Origin of the sequence: Treponema vincentii (genome assembly GCF_010365865.1) — a bacterium.
Lineage (GTDB): Bacteria > Spirochaetota > Spirochaetia > Treponematales > Treponemataceae > Treponema.
Genome location: NZ_CP048020.1, coordinates 1681003 through 1707103, shown reverse-complemented (window position 1 = coordinate 1707103; position 26101 = coordinate 1681003). Strand labels below are relative to the sequence as shown.

The following is a 26101-nucleotide window of genomic DNA, read 5'->3' as shown; positions in this document are numbered from 1 at the left end:
GACCGTATTAAAAATCCGGTATGGAGTACGGTTGCCCTTTTTTTATCTCCTGACACTCTTGATATTTTACCTTGCGTAATCTATAAAAAAAGATTACACTAAATAAATAGCGGTATCCGAAAGCAAATTAAGTTTTTAAAGATACCCTAAAGATATTTAAACGTTGTGATTATTCGTGCGGAGGGTTTAATACCCCGACGCTTGCGTCGTAACAAAGGGTATTAAAGCCGACTGCAACCACCTTATAGAACATACAGTGCGAAACATTGAGCACTGTACCCCGACGCTTGCGTCGGGGTTGTTGATTAAGAGGGAGACTCAATTATGGATAGTAAAACAATTCTAACCTCTGCAAAACAGTACATAGCAGAGGAAACCGATCCTACATTTGTAAAGGAAGTGGAAGCGCTCATCGCAAAGAATGATGAAAAAGAGCTGTTTGACCGCTTCTACCGTCAATTGGAATTCGGTACCGGCGGTTTGCGCGGGATTATCGGTGGCGGAACAAACAGGATGAATCCTACGGTTATTAAGAAGGCAACTCAAGGGCTTGCTGACTATATTATCGAAACCTTTCCCGAAAAGGCAAAAAAAGGCCAACTAAAAGCAGTTATCGCGCATGATTCGCGCCGCTATTCGGATGTGTTTGCAGAGGCAACCGCGCTCATCTTTGCGGCAAACGGTTTTACGGTGTACCTGTTTTCGGCATTACGCCCGACACCGGAGCTTTCCTATGCAATCCGCCACCTCGGCTGCGATACCGGTGTAGTCGTTACCGCTTCGCACAATCCGCCGCAGTATAATGGATACAAAGCATATTGGAATGACGGTGCACAAGTTATCCCACCCCACGATAAGGGCATTATCGACAAGGTCAATGCTGTTAAAAAAGTTAACATGATGAACCGCGACGAAGCGATTAAGAGCGGTAAACTCATCATCATCGATAAAGAGATAGATGAAAAATATTGGGCGAGCGTTAAGGCCAAGCTGCATCGCGGTGATCTTATTAAAGAGATGTCAAAGTCCGTAAAAATTGTTTACACCCCGCTGCACGGTACCGGTGCGATGCATGTCGAAAAAGTACTCGGCGATATGGGCTTTAACATCATCACCGTACCCGAACAACGTCAGCCGGACGGCAATTTCCCGACAGTCAGCTACCCCAATCCCGAAGACCCTGCTGCGCTTAAAATGGCGATTGCACTTGCGGAAAAAGAAGGCGCCGATATCCTGATGGCAACCGACCCCGATGCCGACCGTTTTGCTTCGGCGGTAAAAGACGGCAACAGAAAAATGCATCTTATTACCGGCAACCAGATGGGCGCCCTTTTTGCCGACTACCTCTGCCTGACTGCAAAAGAATTCGGTGTTATGCCGGCAAAACCTGCCATTGTTCGTTCTATTGTAACATCGCATCTGTGTGACCGTATTGCGAAAAGCTACGGGGTTGCTTCCTTTGAATGCTTAACGGGATTTAAGTGGATCTGCAACAAAGCTGATGAAATTTCCAAACAAGGGTATCACTACATTTACGGCTTTGAGGAAAGCTACGGCTATAATTTCGGGATGGAAATCCGCGATAAAGACGGAATTGCTGCCTCTGCTCTCTGTGCCGAGATGTCGCTCTATTGGCGTAAACAAGGGAAGAGCTTGTTAGATCGCTTAAACGAACTCTTTACACAGCATAACCTCTTCTGCGAGAAAACCATCAACAAGGTGTTTCCCGGTGCGGAAGGCGTTGAAATTATGAAAAATATGATGATAAAGCTCCGTACTTCCGCATTAAAGGATATTGCCGGCGTAAAGGTTCTAACCATCCGCGATATCGATCAATCATGTTCATACAACCCGTTGACACCTGATAAAAAAGAAGCGGTACATCTTCCGGTAAGTAATGTGTTGCAGTATTATCTTGAAGACGGAACGATTATCAGTATCCGCCCGAGCGGTACCGAGCCCAAGATCAAGTTTTATATCATCCATCCGCAGCCGGTACAGGGTAAGGATGTTGCCGCCGCTCAGACCAAAGCAGAACAGCAGGTTAAAATTTTTGCTCAAGCGTTGGACACTATCGTCTAATGACCAGTTATGATTGGTTGGCTGCCGTATATGACACGGTAGCCTTTATCGCTTTTGATACCGAAACGACCGGACTTGATCCCGTATCGGGGCGAATTGTAGAAATCGGTGCGGTAAAGTTCGACCAACGCGGTGTTATTGCCCGGTACAATGTGCTTATCAATCCTGAAATGCCGATGCCGGAGGAGGCGGGCAAGGTCAACGGAATCACCGATGAGATGTTGAAGGATAAGCCGCTGATAGCTGATGTCTTTCCTGACTTTTTCGATTTTATCGGTACCGGTGTTTTAGTTGCGCATAATGCTCCATTTGACATAAACTATGTTAATGCGGAGTTAAAGCGCGCCGGAAAATTTCCTTTAACCAATAAAGCCGTCGATACGCGAATATTTGCAAAGGAAGTATTTCCCGGTTTATCCAGCTATGCATTACAGGATCTTGCCGTACAGTTCGGTATTACAGCGCTGGAGGCTCACCGTGCCGAAGACGATGCCCGCGTCTGCATGGAATTGTTTGAGCAAATATTAAGTAGATTTTTAAAAAACAATCCCGAGCTGGTAGAAAAAATCCGTACGGAAACGGATGTTGCCAGTCTGTTAGCCCCCGAAACGGAGCAAAAAGAGAAAGATTATTCACGGAGTTTATTTTGATACCTCAACAAAAACGAGAAACAACCTCAATCACGAACCCTTTTAATGCGCCTGTGTATTATTACGCACGTACCGATTCTACATTACAGACTGCTCGCGAATGCCTTGCGGAGGGGTGTCCGGATGGGACATTCATCTATGCCGGTTATCAAACGGAAGGGCGCGGGCGTACGGCCGATCGGCAGTGGCTTTCCCCTGCAGAGGAAAACCTGCTCGGTACGCTTATTTTGAGGCAACCCGCATCCACCGATTTTACGCTGCGGATAGGCTTAGCCGCTAGTTTAACACTCGATTCGTTTTTGCCTTCCGGCGTACGGACTGCCGTTAAGTGGCCGAATGATATCTTTATCAACGGTAAAAAAGCTGCAGGCATCCTGTGCGAAAGCGCGGGCGGCTGTGTTCTTGCCGGTGTCGGTATCAACCTGCTTCAAACGGCTTTTTTGCGGAGCATAGAACACACGGCAACTTCGCTTGCAATGATTATCGGCGCCGATAAATGCCCCACGTTTGAAGTGTTTATTCCTGCGCTGCTGACTCACATACAGGAATGTCTTAGCTGCCGCGATTGGAATGAAGAAATCAGCCGCCGGCTTTGGAAGCGAGGTTCTATAGTACGCTTTATGCGCGGGCAACAGGAAAACGATATTATCGAAGGTATCCTTACCGGTATCGCTCCGGATGGGGCGCTGTGCATTACGGAAGAGGATAAAGAACGCCGGTACTATTCGGGAGAATTGCTCTGTTAATCATCCTCGCGGCACTTGGGAATTATAACAAGATTCCGTTCCGCGTCATAAAAAGGTGTTTGTACCGGTATTACTTCATAGTCCGGCTTATAAGCGTCCAAAGCTTGCATCTCTTCTTCAATTGCGGTGCGTTTTCCCTTGTAGGCCGCTAAGATACCGGTACTGTGAATTCGTTTTTGCAGGGTAGCAAGCATTGCGCGGTCAAGCGGCCGAAAGGCTCGGAATACGGCAATGTCAAAATAATCGGCAGGAGCTTTTTCTGCCTCGGATTCCAGCACGGTGGTATTGGTTAGCCCTAGCATGGCTTGTACATTTTCCAAAACAGCGCATCGTTTGTGCATCCGCTCTATTAACGTAAATTTAATGCTCGGATCTTTAAGTAAAAACAGACATGCAAGCGGAATACCCGGCAGCCCCGCCCCCGAACCGATATCTGCAATAGTACAGGTGCCCTCGGTTTGCTGTGAATCGAGCCTGTGTGCTAACGCTTCCCAGGGCGCAAGACTGTCGAGGATATGTTTGATAATCAGCTCTTGAGTGTTTTGCACCTTTATCAAATTAAATGCGGCATTAAACGTTTCAAGTTCGCGAATGTATCGCGTTAACATATCTGCCAATTTGCCTTGCCGGTCTTCAATATGTAATGCGGTTAATCCCGCTTGTAAAAGTTCCGTGTTTTGTGTATTCATTGTAGAGCGCACTCCCGATGCCCGTCCAATATAACTGAAGCGGCCTCGAAATGCAACAATTGAGATACATCATAGACGGCAGGATATAATCAATAAGAGAGGAAAAAATGGCTCGAAGTATTCATTATACGACTAAAGGTGTATTTTATTGTATGGATATACGGAATGAGGAGCGTGTGTCATGCGAGCAGTAATACAGCGGGTACGGTCGGGAAGTGTGGCGATTGAAGGTTTTGAAACGCAGACCGTCGGCAAGGGCTTTGTGATTTTGCTCGGTATCTGTCCTGAAGATACTGAGGACGATATAGATTGGTTGGTTAAGAAAATCGTACAGATGCGGATTTTTGAAGACGATGAGGGGAAGATGAATCGTGCCCTTGCGGATGTGCAGGGAGACATTTTGCTGGTCAGTCAGTTCACCCTGTTTGCCAGTACGAAGAAAGGAAATCGCCCGTCCTTCAATGCAGCGGCGGAGCCTTCGATTGCAATCCCGCTCTATGAATGCTGTATCCGCAAACTGAGCGAAGCGCTTGGTAAGCCGATAAAAACCGGACAATTCGGGGCGGATATGCAGGTGGAAATTCACAACGACGGACCAGTTACGATCATAATCGACACGAAGGTAAAAGAATAATTACAGGTCAAAAAAGATGATTTCGTTAATAGCATTTTTAGGAAATGTCGGGCGGGAGTATGAACGAACCCGGCATAACGCAGCATGGATTGCTGCGGATCGTTTATCTATTTGCGGGGGAATTTCGTGGCAGCATAAGTTCCGCGGACTGTACGGGCGGTTTCCGGCGACAGTGAGCGGGGGACAGGCTGTCCATGCTTTAAAGCCTGAAACCTATATGAACCTATCGGGGGAAGCGGTGGAAGAAGCTGCCCAGTTCTTTAAAATTCCTCCGGCGGAAATACTTGTCGTGCATGACGAACTCGAACTGCCGCCTGCCGCCTTGAGTCTCAAGTGGTCGGGAGGGCTCGGCGGACACAATGGGCTTCGCTCAATAAAGGCTGCGCTGGGTACGCCGGACTTTTGGCGGCTCAGGATCGGTATCGGGCGTCCCGGCGGGAAAAAAAGCAGCAGCGCCGATCATCCCGATATCGCAGGCTATGTGCTGTCTCCTTTTTCTCAAGAAGAATTTACCCTGCTGGATGCGGCGCTGCCTCAGCTGGAACCGCTTTTTACCGCACTCATCACCGAGCGGAAGGAGCCGCAAACGCTGCTTCCCGCATGGACTAAGATACTGCCCGACACATCAGCGTAACCCTCAAACAGTCTGATGCGATTGTTTTCCTTTTGTGTGAAATTTTCCTAAAATTTCACACATCTTTTTCTGCAGCAGGGTAATCGTATCAGAACCTATACATAAGAATCGCAGAATAATGAGGCTGTGAGACCATTTGAACCGCAAAGAGGTTCAACTCTGGTCGAACGGCCTCATTATTCTGCGGGAAATACAGCAAAACAGTCTGATGCGATTACCCTGTGATATCAGGCTGTTTAAAAGAGCTCGTTGTCGCCGTCAAAAGTGCTGCCCGGCTTTGATTTATGCGTAGCGGATACTGCTGCAGAATCGGCATTCAAGCTTTCAGTTTTGCCGCTAGCGAGAGCTGCTTTTTCGAGCATGGATTTTTTCCCTGCCGGAGCGGCCTGAGCATCAGCTTCTTTATCAGTTCTTGCCACTTCCGGTTTTACGGAACCCGCCGCCTTTGCCGCAGCCGCTTCGCCGGTGCCGGAACCGGACGGCGTTTTGCCCGCAGTTCCGGAATCGGCGGCTTGATCGATTTTTACAAAACTTGACACATATTTTTGGTTGGGGAACAGCTGTGCGCGCAAGGTCTTTTCAAGATCGATTGCAACATCGGGATTGTCTTCCAAGAATTTTACGGCGTTGTCATGCCCTTGTCCAATCTTATCTTCTTTATACGAGTACCATGCACCTTTTTTGTCTATCAATTCGTATTTTACCGCGCAGTCCAGCAAGCTGCCGTAGGGAGAAATTCCCTTGCCGAACAGGATTTCCAGCTCAACCTTTCGGAACGGCGGCGCGACCTTATTCTTGACAACTTTGATGCGCACCTTGTTTCCCCATGCTTCATCCTCATCCTTGCCGAGCACTTCGCCTTTGCGGACTTCGATACGTACCGAGGAATAGAATTTGAGCGCATTACCGCCGGTGGTGGTTTCAGGATTACCGTACGCAATACCGATTTTCATACGGATTTGGTTGATAAAGATGAGAATACATTTTGACCGTGAGATAATTGCCGTCAGCTTCCGCAACGCCTGACTCATTAAACGAGCCTGTAATCCCATGTGTGAATCGCCCATTTCACCGTCAATTTCCGCTTGCGGCGTAAGGGCTGCTACCGAGTCCACGACGATGACATCCACCGCACCCGATCGGACGAGGTTTTCGGTGATTTCCAACGCCTGCTCTCCCGCATCGGGCTGGGCGACCCACAACTCATCGATATTGACACCGAGTTTTTGCGCATACTGCGGGTCAAGGGCATGTTCGGCATCCACAAACGCTGCAATACCGCCCCGTTTTTGCGCTTCTGCAACAACATGGAGCGCAAGCGTGGTTTTTCCCGATGACTCCGGACCGAATATTTCGATAATTCTGCCGCGCGGATAGCCGCCGATACCGAGCGCTTCGTCAAGCAAGATACTCCCTGACGGGATTACTTCGATACCGCTCGTCTCGGTCTTTGAACCGAGCTTCATGATCGACCCTTGTCCGAATTGTTTTTCAATTTGCAGACGCGCAGCCTCCAACGCTTTGAGCTTTTCATCAGCATCGGTAATATTGGTTACCTGATTTATTTCCGATTTTGTTTTTGCCATTTTTGTGCCTCCATAATTATGTGCGCTCGGCTGGTACCGTTAGAACATTACCAATGACGTTCTGCAAAAGTGTTTTTGCTTCCGGCACGTCTTGCCCCGTCGCATTACTTCTTATCTTTGTTATATGTCTTTGTTGCGATTTTGGCTTAAAAAAACTGCTGAAAATCACTTTTTTTAGAAATTTTTACAAAGAATCGAATTTTTTCCTGACCGATGTGTTTTTAATCGGAAGGGCAGCTGACAATACTGCTGTAATCATTTATAAAAACACTTGTTATCAATTTTGCTGATAAGGCGTCTATGTATACAGACTATCATTTAGTCTTAATTTATAGCATAAGACACATAAGAAAGCAATATTATGGAAGACCTAGACTTTTGAAAGGGTTCCGGCATCCATGCGGTAGGTTGTACAGTGCGGATCCAAGATAGTGGAATCATGCGTTACAATCAGCACGGCAGTTCCGAGCTTGTTTACATCTTTTACCGCCTGCATGACACCAGCTGCCGTTTCCGCATCGAGGTTTGCCGTCGGTTCGTCGGCGATGAGCAACTTGGGCGCATTCATCAATGCACGCGCGATAAGCATCCGCTTTGATTCTCCGCCCGAAAGATTTTTCGGCATTTCATCTTTTAGATGTGCTATTCCCATCACTTCCAACAAACTGAGCGCCCTCCCTTCGGTATCGCCGTCCCTGCTAAATAAAAAAAACGGGACGCGCACATTATCCAGTACCGACAGATTCGGCAAGGCGCCGAGTGATTGCGGAACAAATCCTATAGACTCATTACGGTAATAGCTTTTTTCGGTATCACTCATCAGCGTAATATCTTTATCTTCAAAAAGAACCGTACCTGAAGTCGGCTCTAAAATTCCCGAAAGCAGATTAAGCAGTGTCGTTTTCCCCGAACCGGAGCGGCCGACAATAAAGACAAAATCGGAAGAATCGATAGTGAAATCGGCCTCCTTAACGGCAAAAAAATCGAAACCGCTTCTGGTAAACGTTCTGGAAAGTTGTTTTGTTTGCAATAACATACCGTAATAATCCAATGGTAAAATTTATCGTCTTCTGTTAACGAACAGATACCCGACATCAATGGCTATCAGTATGATTGCCAACAGTAAAATGACAGGTTTGGTATAAACATTACAATGCATAGTTGCAGTCTTACATGTACCGATAACAACCGTTTGCAATAATATCAGACAAACACCGAGCCCGATATTGGAAAATGCGATACCGATGCGGGAACTCTTGAACAGTAAGAATACGACGCCTAATGCAGCAATTAAACCGCCGAGCATTCGGACAGCCTCGCCCATCCAATGGCACTTCATAAAACCGCCGTCAGCTTTCGGAAAACAGACATGGGCATATCCGAAGGGAGCAAACAGAACGAGTAAACCGATAATAATAATTAACATTCCTACAATATATTTTTTCATAGTATAACCTCACAAGTATATTAGCAAACTTGTTCGACAACGAAGTTATCGAATATGTCTAGTATATACAGAATACGGTAAAAGTCAATCGATGGTTACATTATTCTTTGAACATTCTATCGATTGCTTCGGGACAGAATGTGACGTATGATGCAACACTGCGTATTGACATAACGGAATTTTATCGATAATATCTCTTTCTGTCATTGAAACAAAACGGGCAATAGCGCAGTTGGTTAGCGTACAAGTCTGGGGGACTTGGGGTCGCCGGTTCAAATCCGGCTTGCCCGATTATTTTCTCTATTTTATTTCTATCCCTATCATACTTTTATTATATCTTTTCATTAAAACGGCTCTATCTTAAAGCATAGAGATTTATTAGCATATACGGTAAATGATTTCCTTACAGAACAAGCTGATAGGCTTGCGGTTTTTAGAGGTTTTCCGATAGGGGCTACCATTATAAATGCCGCTTGACATTAAGCCGCGCTGTTTTTATGCTTTCGCCTATGTCCGAAAAAGAAGATAAAGTAAAAACAAGCAAAAAAACGACACCTAAAAAAACAGCGGCGAAGGGGCAGTCAAAAACCAAGAGCCGCAGCAGTACAACAACAAAGAAAAAGCCGCGCAGTTCAACCGCCCGAAAGAAGCGTTCGAGAGGGAATATTATTGCCGCATTGGTGATATTGTGCGTTCTGCTTTTGGGTTTTAATCTTGTTTTAGTGTTAAAATTAGTGCCTAATCTTAAAAATTCATTAAAATCCGAACCGGTTCAAGCGCAAACTCCGGTTGAAAAGGAAATACCGTCAACTGAACAAAAACGGAATGAACCGCTTACGGCAGCACAAGAACCTTCACCGCCGGTTACCGTGTCGCAGGTTGCTGCACAAACACAGCCGCATACCGATTCCGCGGTGCAGCAAAAACGGCAAAATACACCGACAGCGCAGCAAAAAACGGAGTCATCACAGGAGAAAGCGCCTGCTGTAAAAAAAACAACACCGGCTGCACAACCGGCTCCCCATTCGCCTGCCGCTGTGCCTGCATCCCGCACCGCTTCTGCTGCACAGAAAGGTACTGCGCAGAAAGAAAAGCCGGCAGTCCATCCGGCTCCGCAAAAGAATACCGTATCGGAAAAATCCGTTGCATCTGATAAAAAAAATACCGCATCGAAGAAAAACAGTGTACCGGAAAAACCTGCCGTACCCGATAAGAAAAAAACCGTGCAAAAAGTGCAGCCGGTGCAGCCTGCTGCAAAACCGGAAAAGCCGCGCAAGCCTGCCCCTTATGCAGGGAACCTCACCTTCGTGTTTGACGATGCAGGGCACAATCTCGACCAGCTCGAGTACTTTTTACGGCTGCCATTCCCCTGTACTATTGCAGTTTTACCCGGATTGCGGTACTCTAGCGAGTCGGCGCGGCGGATACGTAAAGCCGGAAAACAGGTTATTTTGCACCAGCCGATGCAATCGGTTGATCTGCATATTAATCCGGGACTGGGGGCGGTGACGCCGGGACTTTCTGCGGAGCAAATCAAAAATATCGTCAGAAAAAATCTCGAAGAAATTTGGCCGGTAGCCGGGATGAATAATCACGAAGGCTCACTGATGACGGCGGACGAGGCAGCGATGAGCGCGGTTTTGGATGTCGTAGCGGAAAAACATATATTCTTTTTGGATTCGCGGACAACCGCTCGGTCAGTCGTTGCGAAGGTTGCAAAGGAGAAAAATATGGCTGTCTGGGAACGGGCAATTTTTATTGATAACGATAAAAGCCGCGCTGCAATGGAAACGCAAATTAAAAAAGGGTTGAGCATTGCGAGACAGAAAGGCTCTGCCATCATGATCGGCCATGTCTTTACGGTTGAGCTTGCAGAGCTTTTAACCGAGATGTATCCTGCACTTATCGAAGACGGATTTTCACTTTCGGCAATTGCTCAAGTTGCACAAAAAGGGACAGTTAACTTCGGCAACTAAAAGAGAATGTCCAAAGTCAATCATGGAACAATAGGAACAACAGAATGAAGATACTTGGAATAGAAAGCTCCTGCGATGAAACGGCAGCCGCCGTCGTGGAGGACGGACATAAAATCATCAGCTCTGTGGTGGCGACTCAAATACCATTTCACGAAGCGTATAAGGGTGTCGTGCCTGAGATTGCGAGCCGCAAGCACACCGAATGGATATTGCCGGTTGTCAAAACTGCTTTGCAGGAAGCGGGTGAAACGTTGCAATCGATAGACGGTATCGCCGTTACCAATCGGCCCGGGCTGATGGGGTCGCTGCTGGTAGGGCTGACCTTTGCGAAAACCCTCGCATGGGCATGCAATAAACCGTTTATTGCCGTAAACCACATGCTCGGGCACCTGTACGCAGCGCATCTTGAGCAGGACATTCCTTATCCCTACCTCGGTCTTTTGGTATCGGGCGGCCATTCGCTTATCTGTAAAGTATACGATTTTGATTCAATCGAAGTGCTCGGTAGTACTATCGACGATGCGCCGGGCGAAGCATTCGATAAGGTTGCGAAGTTCTACGATTTCGGCTATCCGGGCGGCGTAATTATTGACCGGCTGGCGAAAAACGGCGATCCCAAGGCTGCAAACTTTCCGATGCCGGTACTGCACGAATCCGGCCGCCGGTATGACGTGTCCTATTCGGGATTAAAAACCGCAGTCATCAATCAAATCGATCAATTCTGGAATCCCGGATATGAAAAAACGCCCGAAAATATCGCGGCGGCCTTTCAATCGAGAGCCGTTAAAATATTACTGCGTTCCCTGCTGCGGGCGGTAGAAGACACGGGACTGCACACGATTGTCGCAGGCGGCGGCGTTGCTGCAAATTCGCTGCTTCGTGAAAAACTCGCCGAACAAAAAGGTTTAACGTGCATCTTCCCACCGCTCAAGCTCTGCACGGATAATGCCGCCATGATTGCCGGAGTAGGCTACCGCTATTTGGTGCGTGGCGACAGGAGCCCTCTCGATTGCCCTGCAAGCGCCCGTGTCGAAGGATTTAAACGCCGGAAATCCGCCTCAACATAGCTCGTATTTCTGCTTTTCCATACACAATCAATATTTTCCTCATTGCTTGATTGTTATACATATAGTGTTGTATGATATATTGAAACGTAAAATGACGGCAAAAGAAATAGAGAAGATACTAAAGGCCGATGGCTGGTATTTTGTTACATCAAAAGGTTCGCATAATCAATATAAACATACAGGGAACGGGGCTGTCCTGGAAGTTTTGTTTAATTATGGATTTATAGGCCTTTGCTGCGCGGAGCTAATAGCTTTTTGGTCTCTCTCAGTTTTAGAGATTGCTACACAAACCGCTCCTAAATCTTGTACTTTCCAAGACACAACGCCGAACAGCTTTCGAGCATCTTCTCCCAATTTGTTTTTTGATGTTAAAGTTTAAATGCAGAACTAACCTTACCTTCGCTTAACCTGCATTGCCGCAAAGGCAATGTCAGGTTGAAGCGGGTGTGAGGTTAGCCATGAAGTTTACCAAGTAATTCCGTTTTACTTTTTTCAAATTCTTCTTCACTAATAGTTCCCTTGTCTTTCAGTTCTTTTAATTTTTCTATCGTCGCTAGTATATCATTTTTATTTTCATTCTTTTGTTGATCTTTGGCAACCTTTTTGCCGATGTTTAAGAATTCTTCAAATTTCTCTTTCATTGATCTTACATTAAAATCAAAAAAGTTACCGCCATTCTCAAAATGACTTTGGAATACTTTTCCTATTGCAAAGGTCGCTGCTCCTGATAGGATTACTTGTGAACTTATACCTAATATCGTTCCTATCCCGGGAATTGTTTTTACTGCACTGGCTCCAAGTCTTCCAAGTGTTGTTCCGAATGTTGAACCGATTAACGATAAGGCTATACTCTTGCCTCGCTCACCGTTAAAATCAACTTCATAAAGTTTTGCAAGTTGTTGCAGCATATCCATTTGAATTGCCGTTACTGCAGCAATATCAACAATAGGTAGCGGTACCGCACCTGCAACCATTGCAAATCCTAAATGCGTATTAATTATTCCATCCGCATTTTTTTTCAATTCTTCATAATCCATACTATTACTCCTATAATTAATTTAGTAACCTCAGCAATTTCTAATAATGAAGTATTTTTTTCAACTCTCTTATTAATGCATCTCCGCCATATTTTAGCGTTAAGCGGTCTATTTGATGCCCTTTATTTTGATTGCACTCTCTGCAAAGAATTTGTAAATTAGCTATATTATTTGTACCTCCGTATTTTCGCGGAATAATATGATCAACAGTACACTCATTCGCCCGTGTTCTAAAGATTTTTCCGCAACCTTTACAGACATAGGGGTCATTCGGATATTCCGTAAAATAAATATCGCGATAATCAGCTCCAACTATTTTGTTCACTATATCCCTGCTATCGCATAAGCCGTCTTCGGCAAGTTTCTTAAAAATATCGACAAACTTCATAACAACTTCCTTACACCAAAACAGTTTTATATTTTTGCGGAACTTCTAATATAAAACTGTTTTGATTCTCTGCTACTTTACTTCAAGGTAATCTATTGCAACACCGGATATAATGATATAATCCATTCTTGCACCACCAAATAAACCTTTTTTGTATTTTGCGTCCATAACTATATTAACAACATCATCTGCATTCGGATATGTCTCTTTTGCAACCTCAAGCAATTTTGTATATCCGGCTCCGGAGCTTGATACTTTTCCAGCGTATTCTACTCTGCCTAATATTACATACTTACTTCCATCAGCAGGGAATTGCGCTGTCGTCTGCACAGGTCTGAAAGTTGAGCAACCTGCTACCAAAATAATACTTATCGGCAAGATAAGCATTCCAATCATTAAAACTAATTTTCTTTGTTTCATTTCGACCTTCCTTCTTGCAACGTCCTTTTTCATTGCAATTACTTTTTTCGGGCGGAAGAATGTCAAACCGGCTCCGCTCCTGCCTTTAGACAGGTCAATCTAACACCTTTTCGACCATTCCTCATAATTTCGCTTCACACATTTGTTTTTCCGAATAACATTCGCGGTGAAGTTCTCTTCCATAATACCCTCAAAAGTCAAGTATGAAAATATATATTTTTTAAACGTTCTTTAAAATTGAACAATTGAACAAAGTATCAGAGCCTCTGGTTCTGTTCTGTAAAGGAATAATTTATAATATCCGCTAAAGCGGATTGCAAATCAACTTTGGAAGTTGTTTAATTCGTGCACAGAACGCTCACACGTTAATACGCGATGTTTGCGCAAAGAAACTCATTTATAATTTGACAAGTGTAAAACAGCGGGTATATAATGTCTTCTGTTGTGAGTTGCCCTGCTTCATGTTAATGAACGGGCATTCACTGCCTACAAAAATGTTTATGGGGGATTCTATTATGGAAAAACAAAGCGGTAGAAAATTGGGACTGTTACCGCAGCTTGCGTTAGGGATTCTTGCCGGTGTGTTGCTCGGGTTGTTTGTACCCGCTCCGGTAATGGGGATTATTGCGACCATTAAAAGGTTGCTCGGTTCGCTGATCTTTTTTGCCGTTCCACTCGTTATCTTCGGTTTTATTGCTCCGGCTATTTGCGATTTAAAAGCAAATGCAGGCAAAATGCTCGGCGTCTTTTTGCTGATATCGTATTTGTCCGCAGTCGGAGCATCCCTGTTTTCGACTGTAGCAGGATATATTCTTATTCCGTTCCTGCATATTCCTGCACAGGCTGCCGAATTGGTGGAAATACCCTCTACGGCGTTCTCGCTGAACATACAGCCGATTATGCCGGTTATGACCGCACTGGTATTGGCTATCTTGGCCGGTATTTCGGTTATTTGGACAAAAGCTGCGACGGTTGAAAAACTCTTAAAAGAGATTCAGGCAATGGTGCTTGAAATCGTCAACCGCGTTATCGTACCGATACTGCCGTTCTTTATTGCGACAACCTTCGCCGAACTTGCATACAGCGGTAGCTTAACCCGCCAGCTTCCCGTATTCTTGAAAGTTATCATTATTGTACTCATCGGTCATTTTATCTGGATGACGCTGTTGTACCTCATCGGCGGTGCGGTTTCAAAGCAAAATCCGCTTGAAGTGGTAAAGCACTACGGCCCTGCGTATGCCACCGCAGTCGGTACGATGTCGAGCGCGGCGACCTTGCCGGTTGCCTTACGCTGTGCTCATAAATCCAGTGCTCTTCCGTCCGATATCGTTGACTTTGCTATCCCGCTGGGAGCAACAACCCATTTGTGCGGTTCCGTTCTTACCGAAACATTCTTTGCAATGACGATATCTCAGATGTTGTACGGGGCGGTTCCTCCAATCGGGACAATGGTCTTGTTCTCATTCCTGTTCGGTGTATTCGCTGTCGGAGCGCCCGGCGTACCCGGCGGAACGGTTATGGCTTCGCTCGGTATCGTTATCAGCATACTCGGTTTTGACGAAATCGGTACCGGCTTATTGATCGCCATCTTCGCCCTACAGGACAGCTTCGGTACAGCCTGCAATGTAACCGGAGACGGAGCGCTTGCGCTTATTCTGCGCGGTGTGTTCTATAAACCGGACGGAACGTTAAAACAGGCGTAAGGTATGGAACTTACGGACTTTGACTGTAATCAATTCATTGCGATCCTTCAAGAAGAGCTGGTTCCTGCGCTCGGCTGTACCGAACCGATTGCTATAGCGTATGCGGGCGCTCATGCCCGTGCGTTGCTCGGTAAGATTCCCGACCGTGTGTGCATCAAAAGCAGCGGTAACATTATTAAAAATGTAAAGAGTGTTACCGTCCCTAATTCGGGCAATATGAAGGGAATTCCGGCGGCGGCGGCAATCGGCATTATCGGCGGTAATCCCGATAAGGGACTTGAGGTTCTTGCCGACATAACCGAAGCCGATATCGCTCGCACAAAGGAATTTTTGGAAAAAGTTCCTTGTAAAGTTTCCCTTTTGGATACGGTGGCTTCTCTGCATTTTATTGTAGAAGTTTTTGCCGGCGCCGACAGCGCATCGGTTGAGATTATCCATCAGCATACGAATATCGTGCACACAACCAAAAACGGAAAAGATGTGTTATCCGTTCCGTTTGATCCGGCTAGTGCAAATGCCGCGTTGACCGACCGGTTGGGCTTATCGGTAAAAAAGATCCTTGAGTTTGCCGATACGATAAACCTTGACCGCGTCCGCCCGATACTGGAACGCCAGATCGATTATAATACCCGCATCGCGCAGGAAGGATTGGAGCACCGCTACGGTATTAATGCGGGGGCGAATCTCCTAAAGGCTGCCGAGACTGAGCAGGCCGTTACCCTAAAAATCCGTGCGCAGGCCGCCGCCGCTGCGGGTTCCGATGCCCGCATGAGCGGCTGTACCTTGCCGGTTGTTACCAATTCGGGCAGCGGCAATCAGGGCTTGACGGCGTCGCTACCGGTTATCGTGTTTGCCGAAGAAAAAAAGCTCCCGCATGATAAGCTGTTGCGCGGTCTGTTGGTCAGCAACTTGATTGCGATTCACCAAAAAACGCGGATCGGCCGACTTTCCGCCTATTGCGGAGCTGTCAGCGCTGCATGCGGGAGCGGGGCTGCCGTTACGTATCTTTCAGGCGGAAGCTATGAACAGGTATGCGAGACCATCACTAACACCCTTGCAGTTGTGTCGGGAATTGTCTGTGACGGTGCCAAGCCCTCGTGTGCCTCGAAGATTGCCACATCGGTTGATGCAGCGCTGAATGCGCATTATCTTGCAATGCAGAACCGAGTGTTTGAACCCGGTGAAGGTATCGTAAAAGGCGACATAGAAAAGACCATCGCCGGTGTAGGCGCCGTTGCTGCCGACGGTATGAGGGAAACCGATAAGGTGATTTTGCGCATTATGGTGGACGACGATTAAAAATTAAATACAAAAATGCCGATTGGGTCATCGTAAGTCTGATCGGCATTTTTCGTATATGAAAAGTTGCATAGAGGTAACTCTAAAAATCTAACAGGGCTTTTAGAGCTGTCCATAGATAAGGAGGAATTGTGAAAAAGACATTGATAACGGGCGGTACGCTCGTAACCGAAAATGATACATTTAAGGCGGATATTGCAATAACCGGCAGCAAGATAACCGGAATCGGGCATTTTAATCCCGTCGATTTTGATGTCGTGTATGAAGTTCCCGGCTGTTATGTCATGCCGGGGCTGATTGATGCTCATACACATCTTGAGTTGCAGCAGTCTCCGCAGTACCGCGCCGTCGATGACTTTTACACCGGCACCGTTGCAGCAGCCTGCGGCGGCACGACCTCCGTTATCGACCATATCTCTTTCGGCCCCGCCGGATGCAACTTGCATTATTCCATAGACCGATACCATGAGCTTGCAAAAAAAGCGGTTATCGACTACAGCTTTCACGGTGTTATTCAGCATGTGGATGATGCAATTTTGCAGGAGCTATCCGGCATCATTAAAAATGAAGGTATTACGAGCTTTAAGGCTTATACGACCTACGGATTTAAAATTGACGATACGGGCTTTTACCGCTTGCTGCAAACCGTGAAAGAAGCGGGCGGCATTTTAACCGTGCATTCGGAAAACGATTCGCTTATCAATTATCTCCGGTCAAAATTTGTAAAAGAAAATAAAATGCTGCCTATTTACCATGCGCGCAGTCGGCCTAACGAAACGGAAGCCGAGGCTGTTTCCCGCCTTATTCATTTTTCGGAAATGGTAAAGGATGCGCCGCTGTACATTGTACACCTTTCTACGGGAGAGGCGCTTATCAGCGTGGTAGAGGGACGGCAGCACGTTAATCGGCTGTTTGTAGAAACCTGTACGCAGTATCTGACGCTTTCGGAAGAAAAATACGGAAATGAGAACGGCAGTCCCGATGATCCTGAAAATATCGAAGGGCTGAAATATATCATGGCGCCGCCCCCTGCGCAGAAAGCAGGATATAGAAGCGCTCTGGATCGGTCTTGCAAACGGTGATATCCAAGTCGTTGCAACCGACCATTGTCCCTTCCTGTTAAAAGAGAAGATGGATACCAAGGGCGATTTTACCAAAGGGCCGGGCGGCGCTCCGGGTATCGAAGAGCGAGTGCGGATTATTTTCTCCGAAGGCGTACAAAAAAAGCGGATTTCGCTTGAACGGTTCGTACAGGTGATGGCGGCAAATCCTGCGCGCATCTTCGGTATGTATCCTCAAAAAAGGCTGCCTTTTGCCCGGCGCCGATGCCGACATTACGATTATCAATCCGAATGCCGAAGAAGTGCTGACAAAGAAGAACCTGAAAAGCGCCTGCGATTACTGCACCTATGAAGGAATGAGGGTACAATGCGCAATCGACTCCGTATTCAGCCGCGGAGAATTAATCGTAAAGGAGAACAAATTTTTAGGTGAGAAGGGTAGGGGACAATTCATATTTAGAAAACCGCCGTTTTAAATGCAACAGCTCGTTTTTTAGAGGTTCCCATATGAATATACAATTTTGCGAACACGGCAGCAGGCTATACGATTTTTTTAACCTCTTTGCGTATAAGGAGCATATACTTAACCGGCGCGAAGAAGAAAAAGGATATGACGATGTATGTTACACGCTCTTTTTATCGCTGCTGAATAAGGCAAAGAATATGTTTGCCCTAAAAATATACCTTTTACGATTGAAATCACCGTATATCTATGCTATAAAGGGATATGCAGCCGTCCATATCTTTTTATAATATAAGAGATCCGTCCGTATGCGTTCCTTTAGAAATGCTGTTAAAAACACACAATGCGGAAGGAGGTAATTATCTTCCCCGGCAGATACCGCTTTTACCCGATTCTTTAATATATAAAAATCCTCCGCCGTCCTTCCGCGATGTTGCGTTTGAAGTGTTCAGATCATTTTTTCGGGATGCTATTCCTGAATCCGATTTGTATACTCTTATCGTCCGCGCATTTCCATTTAGAGTTCCGGTGTTTCCGATTGATCCGCGTACTTATATCGCTGAACTGACCCACGGAGATGGCGGTTCCTATGCCGATTTCGGTGCACGTTTTACTGCGCAGTTGGTCGATTATTTCTACCAGCTCAACGGGCAGCCGGTGCATATTCTTTTTGCGGGGACAGAGCTTGAAACGCTTTCACTTGCAAAAGCTTTTTCTGAGTTTGAGGATATTCATGCAACCTTTTTATATCCTAAAAATTCAAAGGATGCTTTTCAGCCCATGGTAAAACAGCAATTCCTTTTGCTCCCTGAAAACATTCATATCTTTGGAGTCAACGGTTCTTTGGCAGATTGTAAGACTATAATTCAAGAGACGGTGTCAGATGCTGATATTACCGGTTCGATGGAGCTGTTTATACCCCATGTAGCGCATATCGATTATCTGCTATCGCAAGTGTGCTGCTGTATGTATGCTGCATTGACGGCACTTTCACGAGCCGGCTATGATAACAGTATTGAGCATCCCCGTTTGATTATCGGAGTCCCGTTAAAGCAGCCGAATGCCCTCAGTGCCGCCGTAGTTGCGCAGAAGATGGGTACACCTATAAACGGTTTTATTACGACGGTCGATTCTACTTGTCATGCCCCTGAAATAGAGCACGAGAGAGAATATACACGCTTTAAAATGCTGTATGCACACGAGGCTTCTAAGAAATCTACTCCAAGTATCGCCTCATTTCGATTTAACCAAGATTCTGTATTGGAGGCAATGAGAGATTGTAAAGATCGAACAGGGTATATTATCAGTCCCTATGTTGCGGAAATATGGCAGGCCTGGAACACAGTAAAAAATGGTTTATCGGAATCGGATAAAATGATCGAAAGTTTTTTTACGGATACCGGTTTGCTTCCCCGTTGGGTATCCGATGAGCACACTGCGCATTCCTGTATTATGATTACTCCGGAAATAACTCATCCCGCTTTCTACACTGAAGCGGTTAGGACGGCAACGGGAATATACCCGTCGATACCCTCTCGCCTGAAGTATAATCCTCAAATAACGAATGAACCTGTGCTTGAATGTTCGTCAGCAAAGGATTTAAAAGATTGGCTTTTGTCTCTCATCTAACGGCGCAATATGGCCAATGCAGAGGTAATAGATTTAGTAAACCGGAATATGCAGGGCTGTAAGGTAATATCGATTGAGTTCTTTCATTAAATAGTATATATTTTAGATATGCAAGAGACAGCCGATTTTTTTAATGACAGTGCAGTGATGCTCGCTGCCGAAGGATGCCATAGCGAAGCGATAGCATGCCTTCGCCGCGGTTTACAGCTTGAACCGTACAGCAGCTTAATGTGGTTTAATTTGGGGCTCAGCTACTATGCGCTTGATGATAAAGATAACTCTCGCTATGCACTCTACGAGGCAGCGCGTTGCAATCCCTTTGATGCCGACATTTGGGATACGCTCGGTGTTGTTCTCCATGAAACCGGCGAAATGGAGGCTTCACGGCTTGCATATACGAAAGCGCTTGAGCTGGAGACCGAAAACGGCCGTATCTGGAATAACTACGGTACGCTCCTTTTTAATGAAGAAAAATACGAACAAGCCCGCCGCGCTTTTGAATCAGCCTTGACGCTTGCTCCCGATTCAGAGGATACGCTTTTTAATTTACGCGATACCTATACGATATTGGGGAACAAAAAGCTTGCCAAAAAATGCACTAAAATAATCGACAGACTGGCATTAAAAAATCCGAATACGCTGGTACAAAAGCGGAACGAACTGTGAGAATTTTTTATATCGCTGAAATTACCGGTAAGGTGGGCGTGTGGGCGGTTAAAAAAAATATTGCGGAAATTAAGCGCCGCTATCAGCCTGATTTTATTATCGCAAATGCCGGTATGGCGACAGGCGCGGGCGGGCTGGGCAAACAACACGCCGGTTATTTGAGAAAGATGGGGATCGATTGCATCACCGGCGGGGATTGTATCTTTCAAAAGAAAGATTTAGTCGAAAATCTCCCACAGATGCCTTTTGTACTGCGTCCTTGTAATCTACCCGAGCACAGTTTAGGAGCCGGTTATCGCTATTTTACAGCTCGAAATGGGGGAAAACTTGCGGTTGTTTCGATTTTGGGGCGGGTAGGGCGCCACCGGCTTTTAGCGGATAATCCGTTTACGTTGATGCAGGCGCTGCTTCCGAAAATAGAAAGAGAAACACCGTTTATCGTGGCGGATTTTTCTTCAACTGCAACCGCCGAAAAACAGACTATGGCATTTTTCCTTGCGGGGAGGATCTCCGCATTGGTCGGGTCAGGCTCGGGCGCCGCCACAGCCGATGAGCGGCTGATGTCCGCCGAGTGTGATTTATCCGGTTCCGGTTCCGATCATGTGCATATCGATATGCAGACTGCAACTGTAGAAACATGCTGCGAACAGCAGAGCAGAAAAACCGCTTATATCACGGATGCGGGACGAACCGGCAGCTTTGACTCCGTCGGCGGACATGCCCCCGTCCGGTAAGATTCGGGAATATCGCACCGGTCTTTTTGAGTACCCGCAAGAAACATGGCAACGGGTCTGTATACAGGGGGTGGATATTGAGCTGGACGGGGCGGGCGGCGCCCTGTCGATAGAACGGGTCCGTATCGAAATACCTGCCGCTGCGGTGCCGCAGTCATCATAACGTATGTCCGTATTTAATTTTGGAGGGCTTTTTTAAATGGAAAGAATAGGAAGAGTGATACGTATGCCGATAACGAAACGGAACGGCATGCAGATTGCGACTATTGAATACGATACGCCCGAAGCAGATCTTTGTTCCATTAAATCTACCGATAGCCGCAGCGGATGCGCGTCATGCGGCGGCGGTTGTCATGCTTGTGGCGGAGGCAGTAAAGACGGTTTGCTGGTTGTACAGGGCAACATCGTCGATGCGCTGAACGTTTCGGGAAAAGATTTATGGATTGGAAACAAGGTCGGTGTCTTTATTTCCGAAAAAGCTGCCCGTTTTCAGGGACTGTGCGCAGTGGGTATTCCGCTCGTGCTTTCGATGCTTTCCTTTACGGTAATCTTTTTGCGAACGCATAACGAATCGCTGGCTTTAGCCGGTATCGCTGCCGGTCTTGCCGCAGGGGTTGCCATCGCTTTTGGAATAAGTCGTATTTTAAAAGAGCGGGCGCTTCCGCAGATTGTTACTGTCTATGAATAAAAAAATTATAAGCGAAAAAATTGTTGCTGATAGTGCAGAAGTCCCGATAACCGAAGTATGCTTAGCCGATGTACGGTTGCCGGTACGAAAAAAACTCGGATTCGGAATTGCCGACATCGGTGGAAATCTGTTTTTTACGGCTATGGGCTTTTGGACGCTGACCTATCTTACCGATACGGTGTATCTGGCGCCCGCCCTTGCCGGTATCGCCATTATGGTGGCAAAAATATGGGATGCGGTTACCGACCCTATTGTCGGCTTTCTTTCCGATAACACTCGTTCCCGATTCGGCAGGCGCCGTCCGTATCTCTTGTTCGGAGCGCTTCCGTTCGGTCTTTCGCTTTGGCTGTTTTTTACCAAGCCTTCGGTTACCGGTCAAACAGCGCTGTTTTGGTGGGCACTGTTGATGCTTTGTTTGGTAAATACGACGATGACTCTCGTGAATATTCCGTATTCTGCTTTAACCCCCGAATTAACCTCGGATTATAACGAACAAACCTCGTTAAATGCCTACCGTTTTTTGTGCGCCGGAATCGGTACGATAATGGGTGCTGTTATTGTGGTGCCGATTGTCAATATGTTTCCGTCTAAAGCCTTAGGCTTCTCGGTTGCAGGGGCAGCTATCGGCGGTATTATCATAATAGCAACGCTTATCACCTTTTTTTCAGTGCGAGAGTCTGCTGCACCGCCTAAAAACGGTAAGAAAAAAACAGGAGCGTTCTTTTCCGCCTACCGCTCGGTATTTAAAAATTCCGCGTACACGGTGTTGCTGGCTGTTTTTGTACTACATATTACTGCACTCAATTTTTTGCAAGGCATGGTTGTGTATTACCTAAAGTACATTTACCAAGCGGAAGCGTCTTCAAGTACGATTATGGGGCTCTTACTGGTAACGGCGATCGTTTCTATTCCGGTTGCGGCCAAATGCTCAAATATACTGGGAAAAAATTTTTCATACTGCGTAGGACTTGCCGTATTGTGTATTTCTACGATGGTTATATTTTTTATCGGACACCGTATCGGGGTAATCGGCCTTTCACTCTTGTTTGTAGCTGCAGGAGTTGGGGTTGGCTTTGCTTTCGCGACTCCTTGGGCAATGCTGCCTGATGCGATCGCGTGGCAGCCTGATACGGTACACAACGAAGGTTGTTATTACGGAGTGTGGACTTTTGCCAGTAAGCTCGGACAGGCTATTTCAACCGGCGTTTCGGGCTTAATTCTTAGTGCAGCCGGTTACTGTGCTGATGTAATCCAACCTCCTAAAACGATATTTGCTATTAGGTTTATTGCAGGGCTGATCGCTGCAACCATGTGTTTATGCGGTCTCATACTCATTCATTTTTATCCCATCGATAAAAAATAACGCTGCAACGCCGTATATGCCCCGTAATTCCAGCGCTTTTGAAAATAGTAGTACCGGATACAAGGCGCAGAGTGAATAACACCCGCAGGCGTGCTTTTTGCACGTCGAGGACTGTTATTCACCCTGCAACGCCGTAGACGGTATGCATATTTTCAAAAGTAGGGTGATAGCATAATTCATATTTTTAGTCTATACTAAATACATTCAAAATAGCCGGTTCATATCATGGGGGAAGTATCGTCCCTTTGTGATAACGGCATACCTATGGAGAGTTACAGCATGAAAGAATTAATTTCTCGTCCCGGTGCAAAATATACCGAAGTGATTTGTCCCGCTTCTGCTATGGTATACCGCCCTTCACTGTTTAAAAAAACTTTCTATAATAAAAAGTATCTTTTATCGGTCGTATTGACGACCTTTATTTTTTTTGGCTTGGGTACCGCTGTCTATGCGGAAACCGCGCCGACAGTACAAGGCGGTGTTATCGATTTACGAAACTGGAACTTTGATACCCGCGGTAAGGTTCTTCTCTCCGGCAATTACGGTTTTTTTTGGAACGAATTCTTGGAAGATTGGAAAGATCCCTCCGAATATATGGCGGTACCATCTTCTTGGGCAGATAGAAAATCGGGGCAAGGAAAATCTTATCCTTCAAACGGCTATGCGACATATACCCTAAGGCTACTGTTGCCTAAAGGAGCTCCTTCCCTTTCGGTGTACCTGAAAAACAGGTTCCCTTCGCTAACCGTTTTTGCAAACGGCGTAAAACTTGACGCGTATAATCCTTCCGGAAGAAAGCTTACGGATGCGCAATCGTCTTGTTTTGTATTACCGGCTGGCGAAACGCAGATCGATCTTTTGATTCAAATAAAAAGTATTGATCACAAGAAACAGGGTATATACAATCCTGTTATCATTAATAAAACGTCCGTTATCGAATCGTCTATATATCGAAATAAACTTATCGAAGCAATGATTTTCAGTTTTGCATTAGCACTCGGTCTTTACCATTTGATATTGTTTATCTTCAGAACAAAAGAGCTCAGTATTTTGTATTTTACGCTGCTTGTATTTATCGTTATGATACGAATACTCTCGACGGGAACGATAATCGGATCCGATTTATTCGGCTTTTCCTGGATGACAGTGCTCCGTATGGACTATTTCAGTTTTTGCAACCGTTTCAATTCCCGTCATCATGTACTTTTATGAACTTTACAAGAAATATATTCATAAAGCGATTGTCATTGTCTGGGTCTCTGAAGGTTTGCTGTATGGAATTTTAACGCTTGTTACGAGAGGGGCTTTTTTTACATCGTTTCTCTATATACATCAGGTCGTTTGTCTTTTAGAAGTTTTATACCTCCTATATCTCATCGTGCGGTTGGTGTATAAAAAAGAAAGAGAAGGAGGCGTCGTTTATTGCAACAGGTTTTGCTGCGCTGATGGTAACCTCCGTGATCGATATCCTTGAGGGAATGGAGCTTATCCATACGCCGGCGACGCTCCCCTTTGGCCTTCTCTTTTTCCTGCTGATCCAAGCAGTCTCATTTGCAAGAATATTTTATTTTGAGAAAAGAGAGAGCGAGTTGATGCGCGATAAGGTTATTGCCTCTTCCGATCAATTGAATACATTTATCGCTGAAATTAAAAAAGTTATCGAAGATTTGGCAAACGAAGATACCGTGTTGACCTCGAATATGCACAGCGCTCAGTCCTATGTAGATAAAATTTCAAGCTATATTAAGTTGGTACTCGAAGAAGTATCTTCGCAGAAAACGAGTTTGATTGATACGGAAACCAATACTAATTATTTAAATACTTTCCTTGAAGGCTTGGATACGCAAATTACACAGCAAAGTGAAAAGTCGAAGGATGCAATGGATAAGCTTACGGACTTAATCCAAAACACAAAATTACTGACGGAAAAATTCAAGGTTATTCAAGATAACTTTATGAATATCTTCCAAGCAAATGAAGTCGGAAAAACAAACTTTTCAAAGATGACAAAGACGATATCCGACATTACTGCCCGTTCTGCCGTTTTGCTTGAAACCAACCAGCTGATAACACAGGTTGCAGAGCAGACGGATATGCTTGCAATGAATGCCGCTATCGAAGCTGCCCATGCAGGTGATGCCGGAAAAGGGTTTGCTGTTGTTGCTGAAGAAATTCGAAATTTGGCTGAGAGGGCGTCTTCCGAATCGGATTCGACCGGAAAGATTATTAAACAAATTACCACTTCTATCGACGAAACTGCTTCTGCTGCGGATATTTTAGCCCAGAGTTTTGCCGATATCAGCAATAAAGTAACCGATTTCGAGCATATGCTTGCAGAAATCGCAACCTTTATCGGACATACGGATGCTCATACGACCCGAATGGAACAAACGTTGAAAGAAGTGTTGGAAGAAATGACGGCCTTAAAGAACGAAAATAGCCGGATTATCGAAACACGGGAAAATACGGTTACCAGTTTTGACCATTTAACGCAAGCTACCGAAAAGGTTAATGCTGAAATTGATGCAATGGTTGATAATATCACCAGCCTAATACGCATTTTTTCGAAAACGGCAGAATCGCAAGAACAAACACGTGAAATTATCAGCCGTTTAAATCGGTTATCCTCTCAAAATCGAGAAACATGTCCGGATGAAAATGAAGTCCCGGAAATCTAATCATATTTCCGATGTTTATTCATGCGGAGGTTTTAATACCCGCCGTTCTTCGGCAGCGCTCTGCATCGGGGTATGTTGACTAAAAAAAGTGGGAACCTCTGAAAACTGAAGTTTTTTGGGTTCCCCTTAAATATTTATAGTTAAGGAAAAACGATGGATCAAAACAGCAAAATTACTCCTGAAGTATTCGATAATTTACTCTATCTCTCGCGCCTTTCTTCGAATGACAGTGACACAGAGTCTATTGCCGGACAGGTTAGTCAAATTATCGAATATTTCGATATTCTCAAAAAGTATGATGTATCTACCGAGGCAGACGACACTGCAATGATTTCGGAAGAGTTACTCCGCAGCGATACCATTTCAGCTGGCATAACGCAGTCGGATTTAAAGAAGATGTCGAGTGAATATATGGACGGCTATTTTCGTGTACCTAAAGTTCTCGGGAGTGGGGTGTGATC

General features: G+C 45.7%; 29 protein-coding genes and 1 tRNA gene. 23 read left to right on the top strand and 7 right to left on the bottom strand.

The window, feature by feature from the left end; translation table 11 throughout:
* Nucleotides 1-324: 324 nt before the first annotated feature.
* From GWP43_RS07950 to GWP43_RS07940, 3 genes are read left to right on the top strand one after another with little or no spacing between them, the layout of a single operon-like run.
* Complete coding sequence (locus tag GWP43_RS07950; RefSeq protein ID WP_162663715.1) at nucleotides 325-2082, top strand: phospho-sugar mutase; 1758 nt, start codon at nucleotides 325-327, stop codon at nucleotides 2080-2082.
* Nucleotides 2082-2732, top strand: coding sequence for a 3'-5' exonuclease (locus tag GWP43_RS07945; protein WP_162663714.1), 651 nt, complete (start codon nucleotides 2082-2084; stop codon nucleotides 2730-2732). Before GWP43_RS07950 ends, GWP43_RS07945 begins: the two co-directional genes overlap by 1 nt.
* Nucleotides 2729-3478: a biotin--[acetyl-CoA-carboxylase] ligase gene (locus GWP43_RS07940; RefSeq protein WP_162663713.1), complete on the top strand. Its 750-nt coding sequence runs from the start codon at nucleotides 2729-2731 to the stop codon at nucleotides 3476-3478. The genes GWP43_RS07945 and GWP43_RS07940 overlap by 4 nt, the downstream gene beginning before the upstream one ends.
* Here the strand turns inward: GWP43_RS07940 and rsmG are convergent.
* Nucleotides 3475-4167, bottom strand: coding sequence for a 16S rRNA (guanine(527)-N(7))-methyltransferase RsmG (gene rsmG, locus GWP43_RS07935; protein ID WP_162663712.1), 693 nt, complete (start codon nucleotides 4165-4167; stop codon nucleotides 3475-3477). The two genes, GWP43_RS07940 and rsmG, sit on opposite strands and share 4 nt — an antisense overlap.
* 181 nt (nucleotides 4168-4348) lie before the next feature.
* On the opposite strand from rsmG, the gene dtd reads away from it, so the two are divergent.
* Both dtd and pth read left to right on the top strand, forming a co-directional pair.
* A complete protein-coding gene (dtd, locus tag GWP43_RS07930; protein ID WP_162663711.1) occupies nucleotides 4349-4801 on the top strand; it encodes a D-aminoacyl-tRNA deacylase in 453 nt (150 codons plus the stop codon).
* A 16-nt stretch (nucleotides 4802-4817) separates the two neighbouring features.
* The gene (pth, locus tag GWP43_RS07925; protein ID WP_162663710.1) at nucleotides 4818-5435 is read left to right on the top strand and encodes an aminoacyl-tRNA hydrolase; all 618 of its coding nucleotides are present in this window, start codon (nucleotides 4818-4820) and stop codon (nucleotides 5433-5435) included.
* 236 nt (nucleotides 5436-5671) lie between these two features.
* Here the strand turns inward: pth and recA are convergent, their stop codons facing one another.
* From recA to GWP43_RS07910, 3 genes are all read right to left on the bottom strand, one after another.
* On the bottom strand, nucleotides 5672-7021 hold the full coding sequence (gene recA / locus GWP43_RS07920) for a recombinase RecA (RefSeq protein ID WP_162663709.1): 1350 nt from the start codon (nucleotides 7019-7021) through the stop codon (nucleotides 5672-5674).
* Nucleotides 7022-7391: 370 nt separating this feature from the next.
* Nucleotides 7392-8057: an ABC transporter ATP-binding protein gene (locus GWP43_RS07915; RefSeq protein WP_162663708.1), complete on the bottom strand. Its 666-nt coding sequence runs from the start codon at nucleotides 8055-8057 to the stop codon at nucleotides 7392-7394.
* Nucleotides 8058-8081: 24 nt separating this feature from the next.
* Complete coding sequence (locus GWP43_RS07910; RefSeq protein ID WP_162663707.1) at nucleotides 8082-8468, bottom strand: DUF4418 family protein; 387 nt, start codon at nucleotides 8466-8468, stop codon at nucleotides 8082-8084.
* Between the two features lie 217 nt (nucleotides 8469-8685).
* Between GWP43_RS07910 and GWP43_RS07905 the strand changes: the two genes are divergently transcribed.
* From GWP43_RS07905 to GWP43_RS14840, 4 genes are all read left to right on the top strand, one after another.
* Nucleotides 8686-8759: transfer RNA gene (locus GWP43_RS07905), tRNA-Pro, on the top strand.
* 218 nt (nucleotides 8760-8977) lie between these two features.
* Entirely contained in the window at nucleotides 8978-10444 is a 1467-nt protein-coding gene (locus GWP43_RS07900) for a divergent polysaccharide deacetylase family protein (protein ID WP_230977606.1), read from the top strand.
* 44 nt (nucleotides 10445-10488) lie between these two features.
* Entirely contained in the window at nucleotides 10489-11511 is a 1023-nt protein-coding gene (gene tsaD, locus GWP43_RS07895; protein WP_162663705.1) for a tRNA (adenosine(37)-N6)-threonylcarbamoyltransferase complex transferase subunit TsaD, read from the top strand.
* Between the two features lie 91 nt (nucleotides 11512-11602).
* Nucleotides 11603-11890, top strand: coding sequence for a type II toxin-antitoxin system HicA family toxin (locus GWP43_RS14840; RefSeq protein WP_230977605.1), 288 nt, complete (start codon nucleotides 11603-11605; stop codon nucleotides 11888-11890).
* A gap of 73 nt (nucleotides 11891-11963) precedes the next feature.
* Here GWP43_RS14840 and GWP43_RS07885 read toward each other — a convergent pair whose 3' ends face one another.
* From GWP43_RS07885 to GWP43_RS07875, 3 genes are all read right to left on the bottom strand, one after another.
* Nucleotides 11964-12548 (bottom strand): DUF697 domain-containing protein, encoded by a 585-nt coding sequence (locus GWP43_RS07885; protein WP_162664812.1) that lies wholly within the window; start codon nucleotides 12546-12548, stop codon nucleotides 11964-11966.
* A 40-nt stretch (nucleotides 12549-12588) separates the two neighbouring features.
* The gene (locus GWP43_RS07880) at nucleotides 12589-12936 is read right to left on the bottom strand and encodes an HNH endonuclease (RefSeq protein ID WP_162663704.1); all 348 of its coding nucleotides are present in this window, start codon (nucleotides 12934-12936) and stop codon (nucleotides 12589-12591) included.
* A 72-nt stretch (nucleotides 12937-13008) separates the two neighbouring features.
* Nucleotides 13009-13422: a hypothetical protein gene (locus tag GWP43_RS07875; protein WP_230977604.1), complete on the bottom strand. Its 414-nt coding sequence runs from the start codon at nucleotides 13420-13422 to the stop codon at nucleotides 13009-13011.
* 449 nt (nucleotides 13423-13871) lie between these two features.
* Between GWP43_RS07875 and GWP43_RS07870 the strand changes: the two genes are divergently transcribed.
* From GWP43_RS07870 to gatC, 14 genes are all read left to right on the top strand, one after another.
* Nucleotides 13872-15059 carry a dicarboxylate/amino acid:cation symporter gene (locus GWP43_RS07870; RefSeq protein ID WP_162663703.1) on the top strand — a complete coding sequence of 396 codons (1188 nt, stop codon included), beginning with the start codon at nucleotides 13872-13874 and terminating at the stop codon, nucleotides 15057-15059.
* A 3-nt stretch (nucleotides 15060-15062) separates the two neighbouring features.
* Complete coding sequence (locus GWP43_RS07865; RefSeq protein ID WP_162663702.1) at nucleotides 15063-16358, top strand: L-cysteine desulfidase family protein; 1296 nt, start codon at nucleotides 15063-15065, stop codon at nucleotides 16356-16358.
* A gap of 131 nt (nucleotides 16359-16489) precedes the next feature.
* Nucleotides 16490-17440 (top strand): amidohydrolase family protein, encoded by a 951-nt coding sequence (locus tag GWP43_RS07860; RefSeq protein ID WP_230977603.1) that lies wholly within the window; start codon nucleotides 16490-16492, stop codon nucleotides 17438-17440.
* Between the two features lie 49 nt (nucleotides 17441-17489).
* Nucleotides 17490-17771, top strand: a complete 282-nt coding sequence (locus tag GWP43_RS14835; RefSeq protein WP_330997087.1) for a hypothetical protein — start codon at nucleotides 17490-17492, stop codon at nucleotides 17769-17771.
* Nucleotides 17772-17926: 155 nt separating this feature from the next.
* Nucleotides 17927-18172: a hypothetical protein gene (locus GWP43_RS07855; protein WP_162663701.1), complete on the top strand. Its 246-nt coding sequence runs from the start codon at nucleotides 17927-17929 to the stop codon at nucleotides 18170-18172.
* Nucleotides 18173-18206: 34 nt separating this feature from the next.
* Nucleotides 18207-19511 carry a PALP domain-containing protein gene (locus GWP43_RS07850; protein WP_230977602.1) on the top strand — a complete coding sequence of 435 codons (1305 nt, stop codon included), beginning with the start codon at nucleotides 18207-18209 and terminating at the stop codon, nucleotides 19509-19511.
* A 108-nt stretch (nucleotides 19512-19619) separates the two neighbouring features.
* On the top strand, nucleotides 19620-20177 hold the full coding sequence (locus tag GWP43_RS07845; protein WP_162663699.1) for a tetratricopeptide repeat protein: 558 nt from the start codon (nucleotides 19620-19622) through the stop codon (nucleotides 20175-20177).
* Nucleotides 20174-20911, top strand: a complete 738-nt coding sequence (locus GWP43_RS07840; RefSeq protein ID WP_230977601.1) for a YmdB family metallophosphoesterase — start codon at nucleotides 20174-20176, stop codon at nucleotides 20909-20911. The genes GWP43_RS07845 and GWP43_RS07840 overlap by 4 nt, the downstream gene beginning before the upstream one ends.
* Nucleotides 20895-21074 carry a hypothetical protein gene (locus tag GWP43_RS14830; RefSeq protein WP_230977600.1) on the top strand — a complete coding sequence of 60 codons (180 nt, stop codon included), beginning with the start codon at nucleotides 20895-20897 and terminating at the stop codon, nucleotides 21072-21074. The genes GWP43_RS07840 and GWP43_RS14830 overlap by 17 nt, the downstream gene beginning before the upstream one ends.
* Nucleotides 21075-21110: 36 nt before the next feature.
* Nucleotides 21111-21599, top strand: a complete 489-nt coding sequence (locus GWP43_RS07835; RefSeq protein WP_162663698.1) for a SoxR reducing system RseC family protein — start codon at nucleotides 21111-21113, stop codon at nucleotides 21597-21599.
* Nucleotides 21592-22962 carry an MFS transporter gene (locus GWP43_RS07830; RefSeq protein ID WP_230977599.1) on the top strand — a complete coding sequence of 457 codons (1371 nt, stop codon included), beginning with the start codon at nucleotides 21592-21594 and terminating at the stop codon, nucleotides 22960-22962. The genes GWP43_RS07835 and GWP43_RS07830 overlap by 8 nt, the downstream gene beginning before the upstream one ends.
* A gap of 279 nt (nucleotides 22963-23241) precedes the next feature.
* Complete coding sequence (locus GWP43_RS14825) at nucleotides 23242-24174, top strand: 7TM-DISM domain-containing protein (protein WP_230977598.1); 933 nt, start codon at nucleotides 23242-23244, stop codon at nucleotides 24172-24174.
* Between the two features lie 233 nt (nucleotides 24175-24407).
* A complete protein-coding gene (locus GWP43_RS14820) occupies nucleotides 24408-25640 on the top strand; it encodes a methyl-accepting chemotaxis protein (RefSeq protein ID WP_230977597.1) in 1233 nt (410 codons plus the stop codon).
* A 153-nt stretch (nucleotides 25641-25793) separates the two neighbouring features.
* Entirely contained in the window at nucleotides 25794-26099 is a 306-nt protein-coding gene (gene gatC, locus GWP43_RS07820) for an Asp-tRNA(Asn)/Glu-tRNA(Gln) amidotransferase subunit GatC (protein ID WP_162663697.1), read from the top strand.
* The last annotated feature ends 2 nt before the right edge of the window (nucleotides 26100-26101 follow it).

Coding starts and splice junctions, on each gene's coding strand:
- GWP43_RS07950 (WP_162663715.1), top strand. CDS start 325: ATGGATAGTAAAACAATTCTAACCTCTGCAAAACAGTACATAGCAGAG.
- GWP43_RS07945 (WP_162663714.1), top strand. CDS start 2,082: ATGACCAGTTATGATTGGTTGGCTGCCGTATATGACACGGTAGCCTTT.
- rsmG (WP_162663712.1), bottom strand. CDS start 4,167: ATGAATACACAAAACACGGAACTTTTACAAGCGGGATTAACCGCATTA.
- dtd (WP_162663711.1), top strand. CDS start 4,349: ATGCGAGCAGTAATACAGCGGGTACGGTCGGGAAGTGTGGCGATTGAA.
- pth (WP_162663710.1), top strand. CDS start 4,818: ATGATTTCGTTAATAGCATTTTTAGGAAATGTCGGGCGGGAGTATGAA.
- recA (WP_162663709.1), bottom strand. CDS start 7,021: ATGGCAAAAACAAAATCGGAAATAAATCAGGTAACCAATATTACCGAT.
- GWP43_RS07915 (WP_162663708.1), bottom strand. CDS start 8,057: ATGTTATTGCAAACAAAACAACTTTCCAGAACGTTTACCAGAAGCGGT.
- GWP43_RS07910 (WP_162663707.1), bottom strand. CDS start 8,468: ATGAAAAAATATATTGTAGGAATGTTAATTATTATTATCGGTTTACTC.
- GWP43_RS07900 (WP_230977606.1), top strand. CDS start 8,978: ATGTCCGAAAAAGAAGATAAAGTAAAAACAAGCAAAAAAACGACACCT.
- tsaD (WP_162663705.1), top strand. CDS start 10,489: ATGAAGATACTTGGAATAGAAAGCTCCTGCGATGAAACGGCAGCCGCC.
- GWP43_RS14840 (WP_230977605.1), top strand. CDS start 11,603: ATGACGGCAAAAGAAATAGAGAAGATACTAAAGGCCGATGGCTGGTAT.
- GWP43_RS07885 (WP_162664812.1), bottom strand. CDS start 12,548: ATGGATTATGAAGAATTGAAAAAAAATGCGGATGGAATAATTAATACG.
- GWP43_RS07880 (WP_162663704.1), bottom strand. CDS start 12,936: ATGAAGTTTGTCGATATTTTTAAGAAACTTGCCGAAGACGGCTTATGC.
- GWP43_RS07870 (WP_162663703.1), top strand. CDS start 13,872: ATGGAAAAACAAAGCGGTAGAAAATTGGGACTGTTACCGCAGCTTGCG.
- GWP43_RS07865 (WP_162663702.1), top strand. CDS start 15,063: ATGGAACTTACGGACTTTGACTGTAATCAATTCATTGCGATCCTTCAA.
- GWP43_RS14835 (WP_330997087.1), top strand. CDS start 17,490: ATGGATACCAAGGGCGATTTTACCAAAGGGCCGGGCGGCGCTCCGGGT.
- GWP43_RS07855 (WP_162663701.1), top strand. CDS start 17,927: ATGAATATACAATTTTGCGAACACGGCAGCAGGCTATACGATTTTTTT.
- GWP43_RS07850 (WP_230977602.1), top strand. CDS start 18,207: ATGCTGTTAAAAACACACAATGCGGAAGGAGGTAATTATCTTCCCCGG.
- GWP43_RS07845 (WP_162663699.1), top strand. CDS start 19,620: ATGCAAGAGACAGCCGATTTTTTTAATGACAGTGCAGTGATGCTCGCT.
- GWP43_RS14830 (WP_230977600.1), top strand. CDS start 20,895: ATGCCCCCGTCCGGTAAGATTCGGGAATATCGCACCGGTCTTTTTGAG.
- GWP43_RS07835 (WP_162663698.1), top strand. CDS start 21,111: ATGGAAAGAATAGGAAGAGTGATACGTATGCCGATAACGAAACGGAAC.
- GWP43_RS07830 (WP_230977599.1), top strand. CDS start 21,592: ATGAATAAAAAAATTATAAGCGAAAAAATTGTTGCTGATAGTGCAGAA.
- GWP43_RS14825 (WP_230977598.1), top strand. CDS start 23,242: ATGAAAGAATTAATTTCTCGTCCCGGTGCAAAATATACCGAAGTGATT.
- GWP43_RS14820 (WP_230977597.1), top strand. CDS start 24,408: ATGGTAACCTCCGTGATCGATATCCTTGAGGGAATGGAGCTTATCCAT.
- gatC (WP_162663697.1), top strand. CDS start 25,794: ATGGATCAAAACAGCAAAATTACTCCTGAAGTATTCGATAATTTACTC.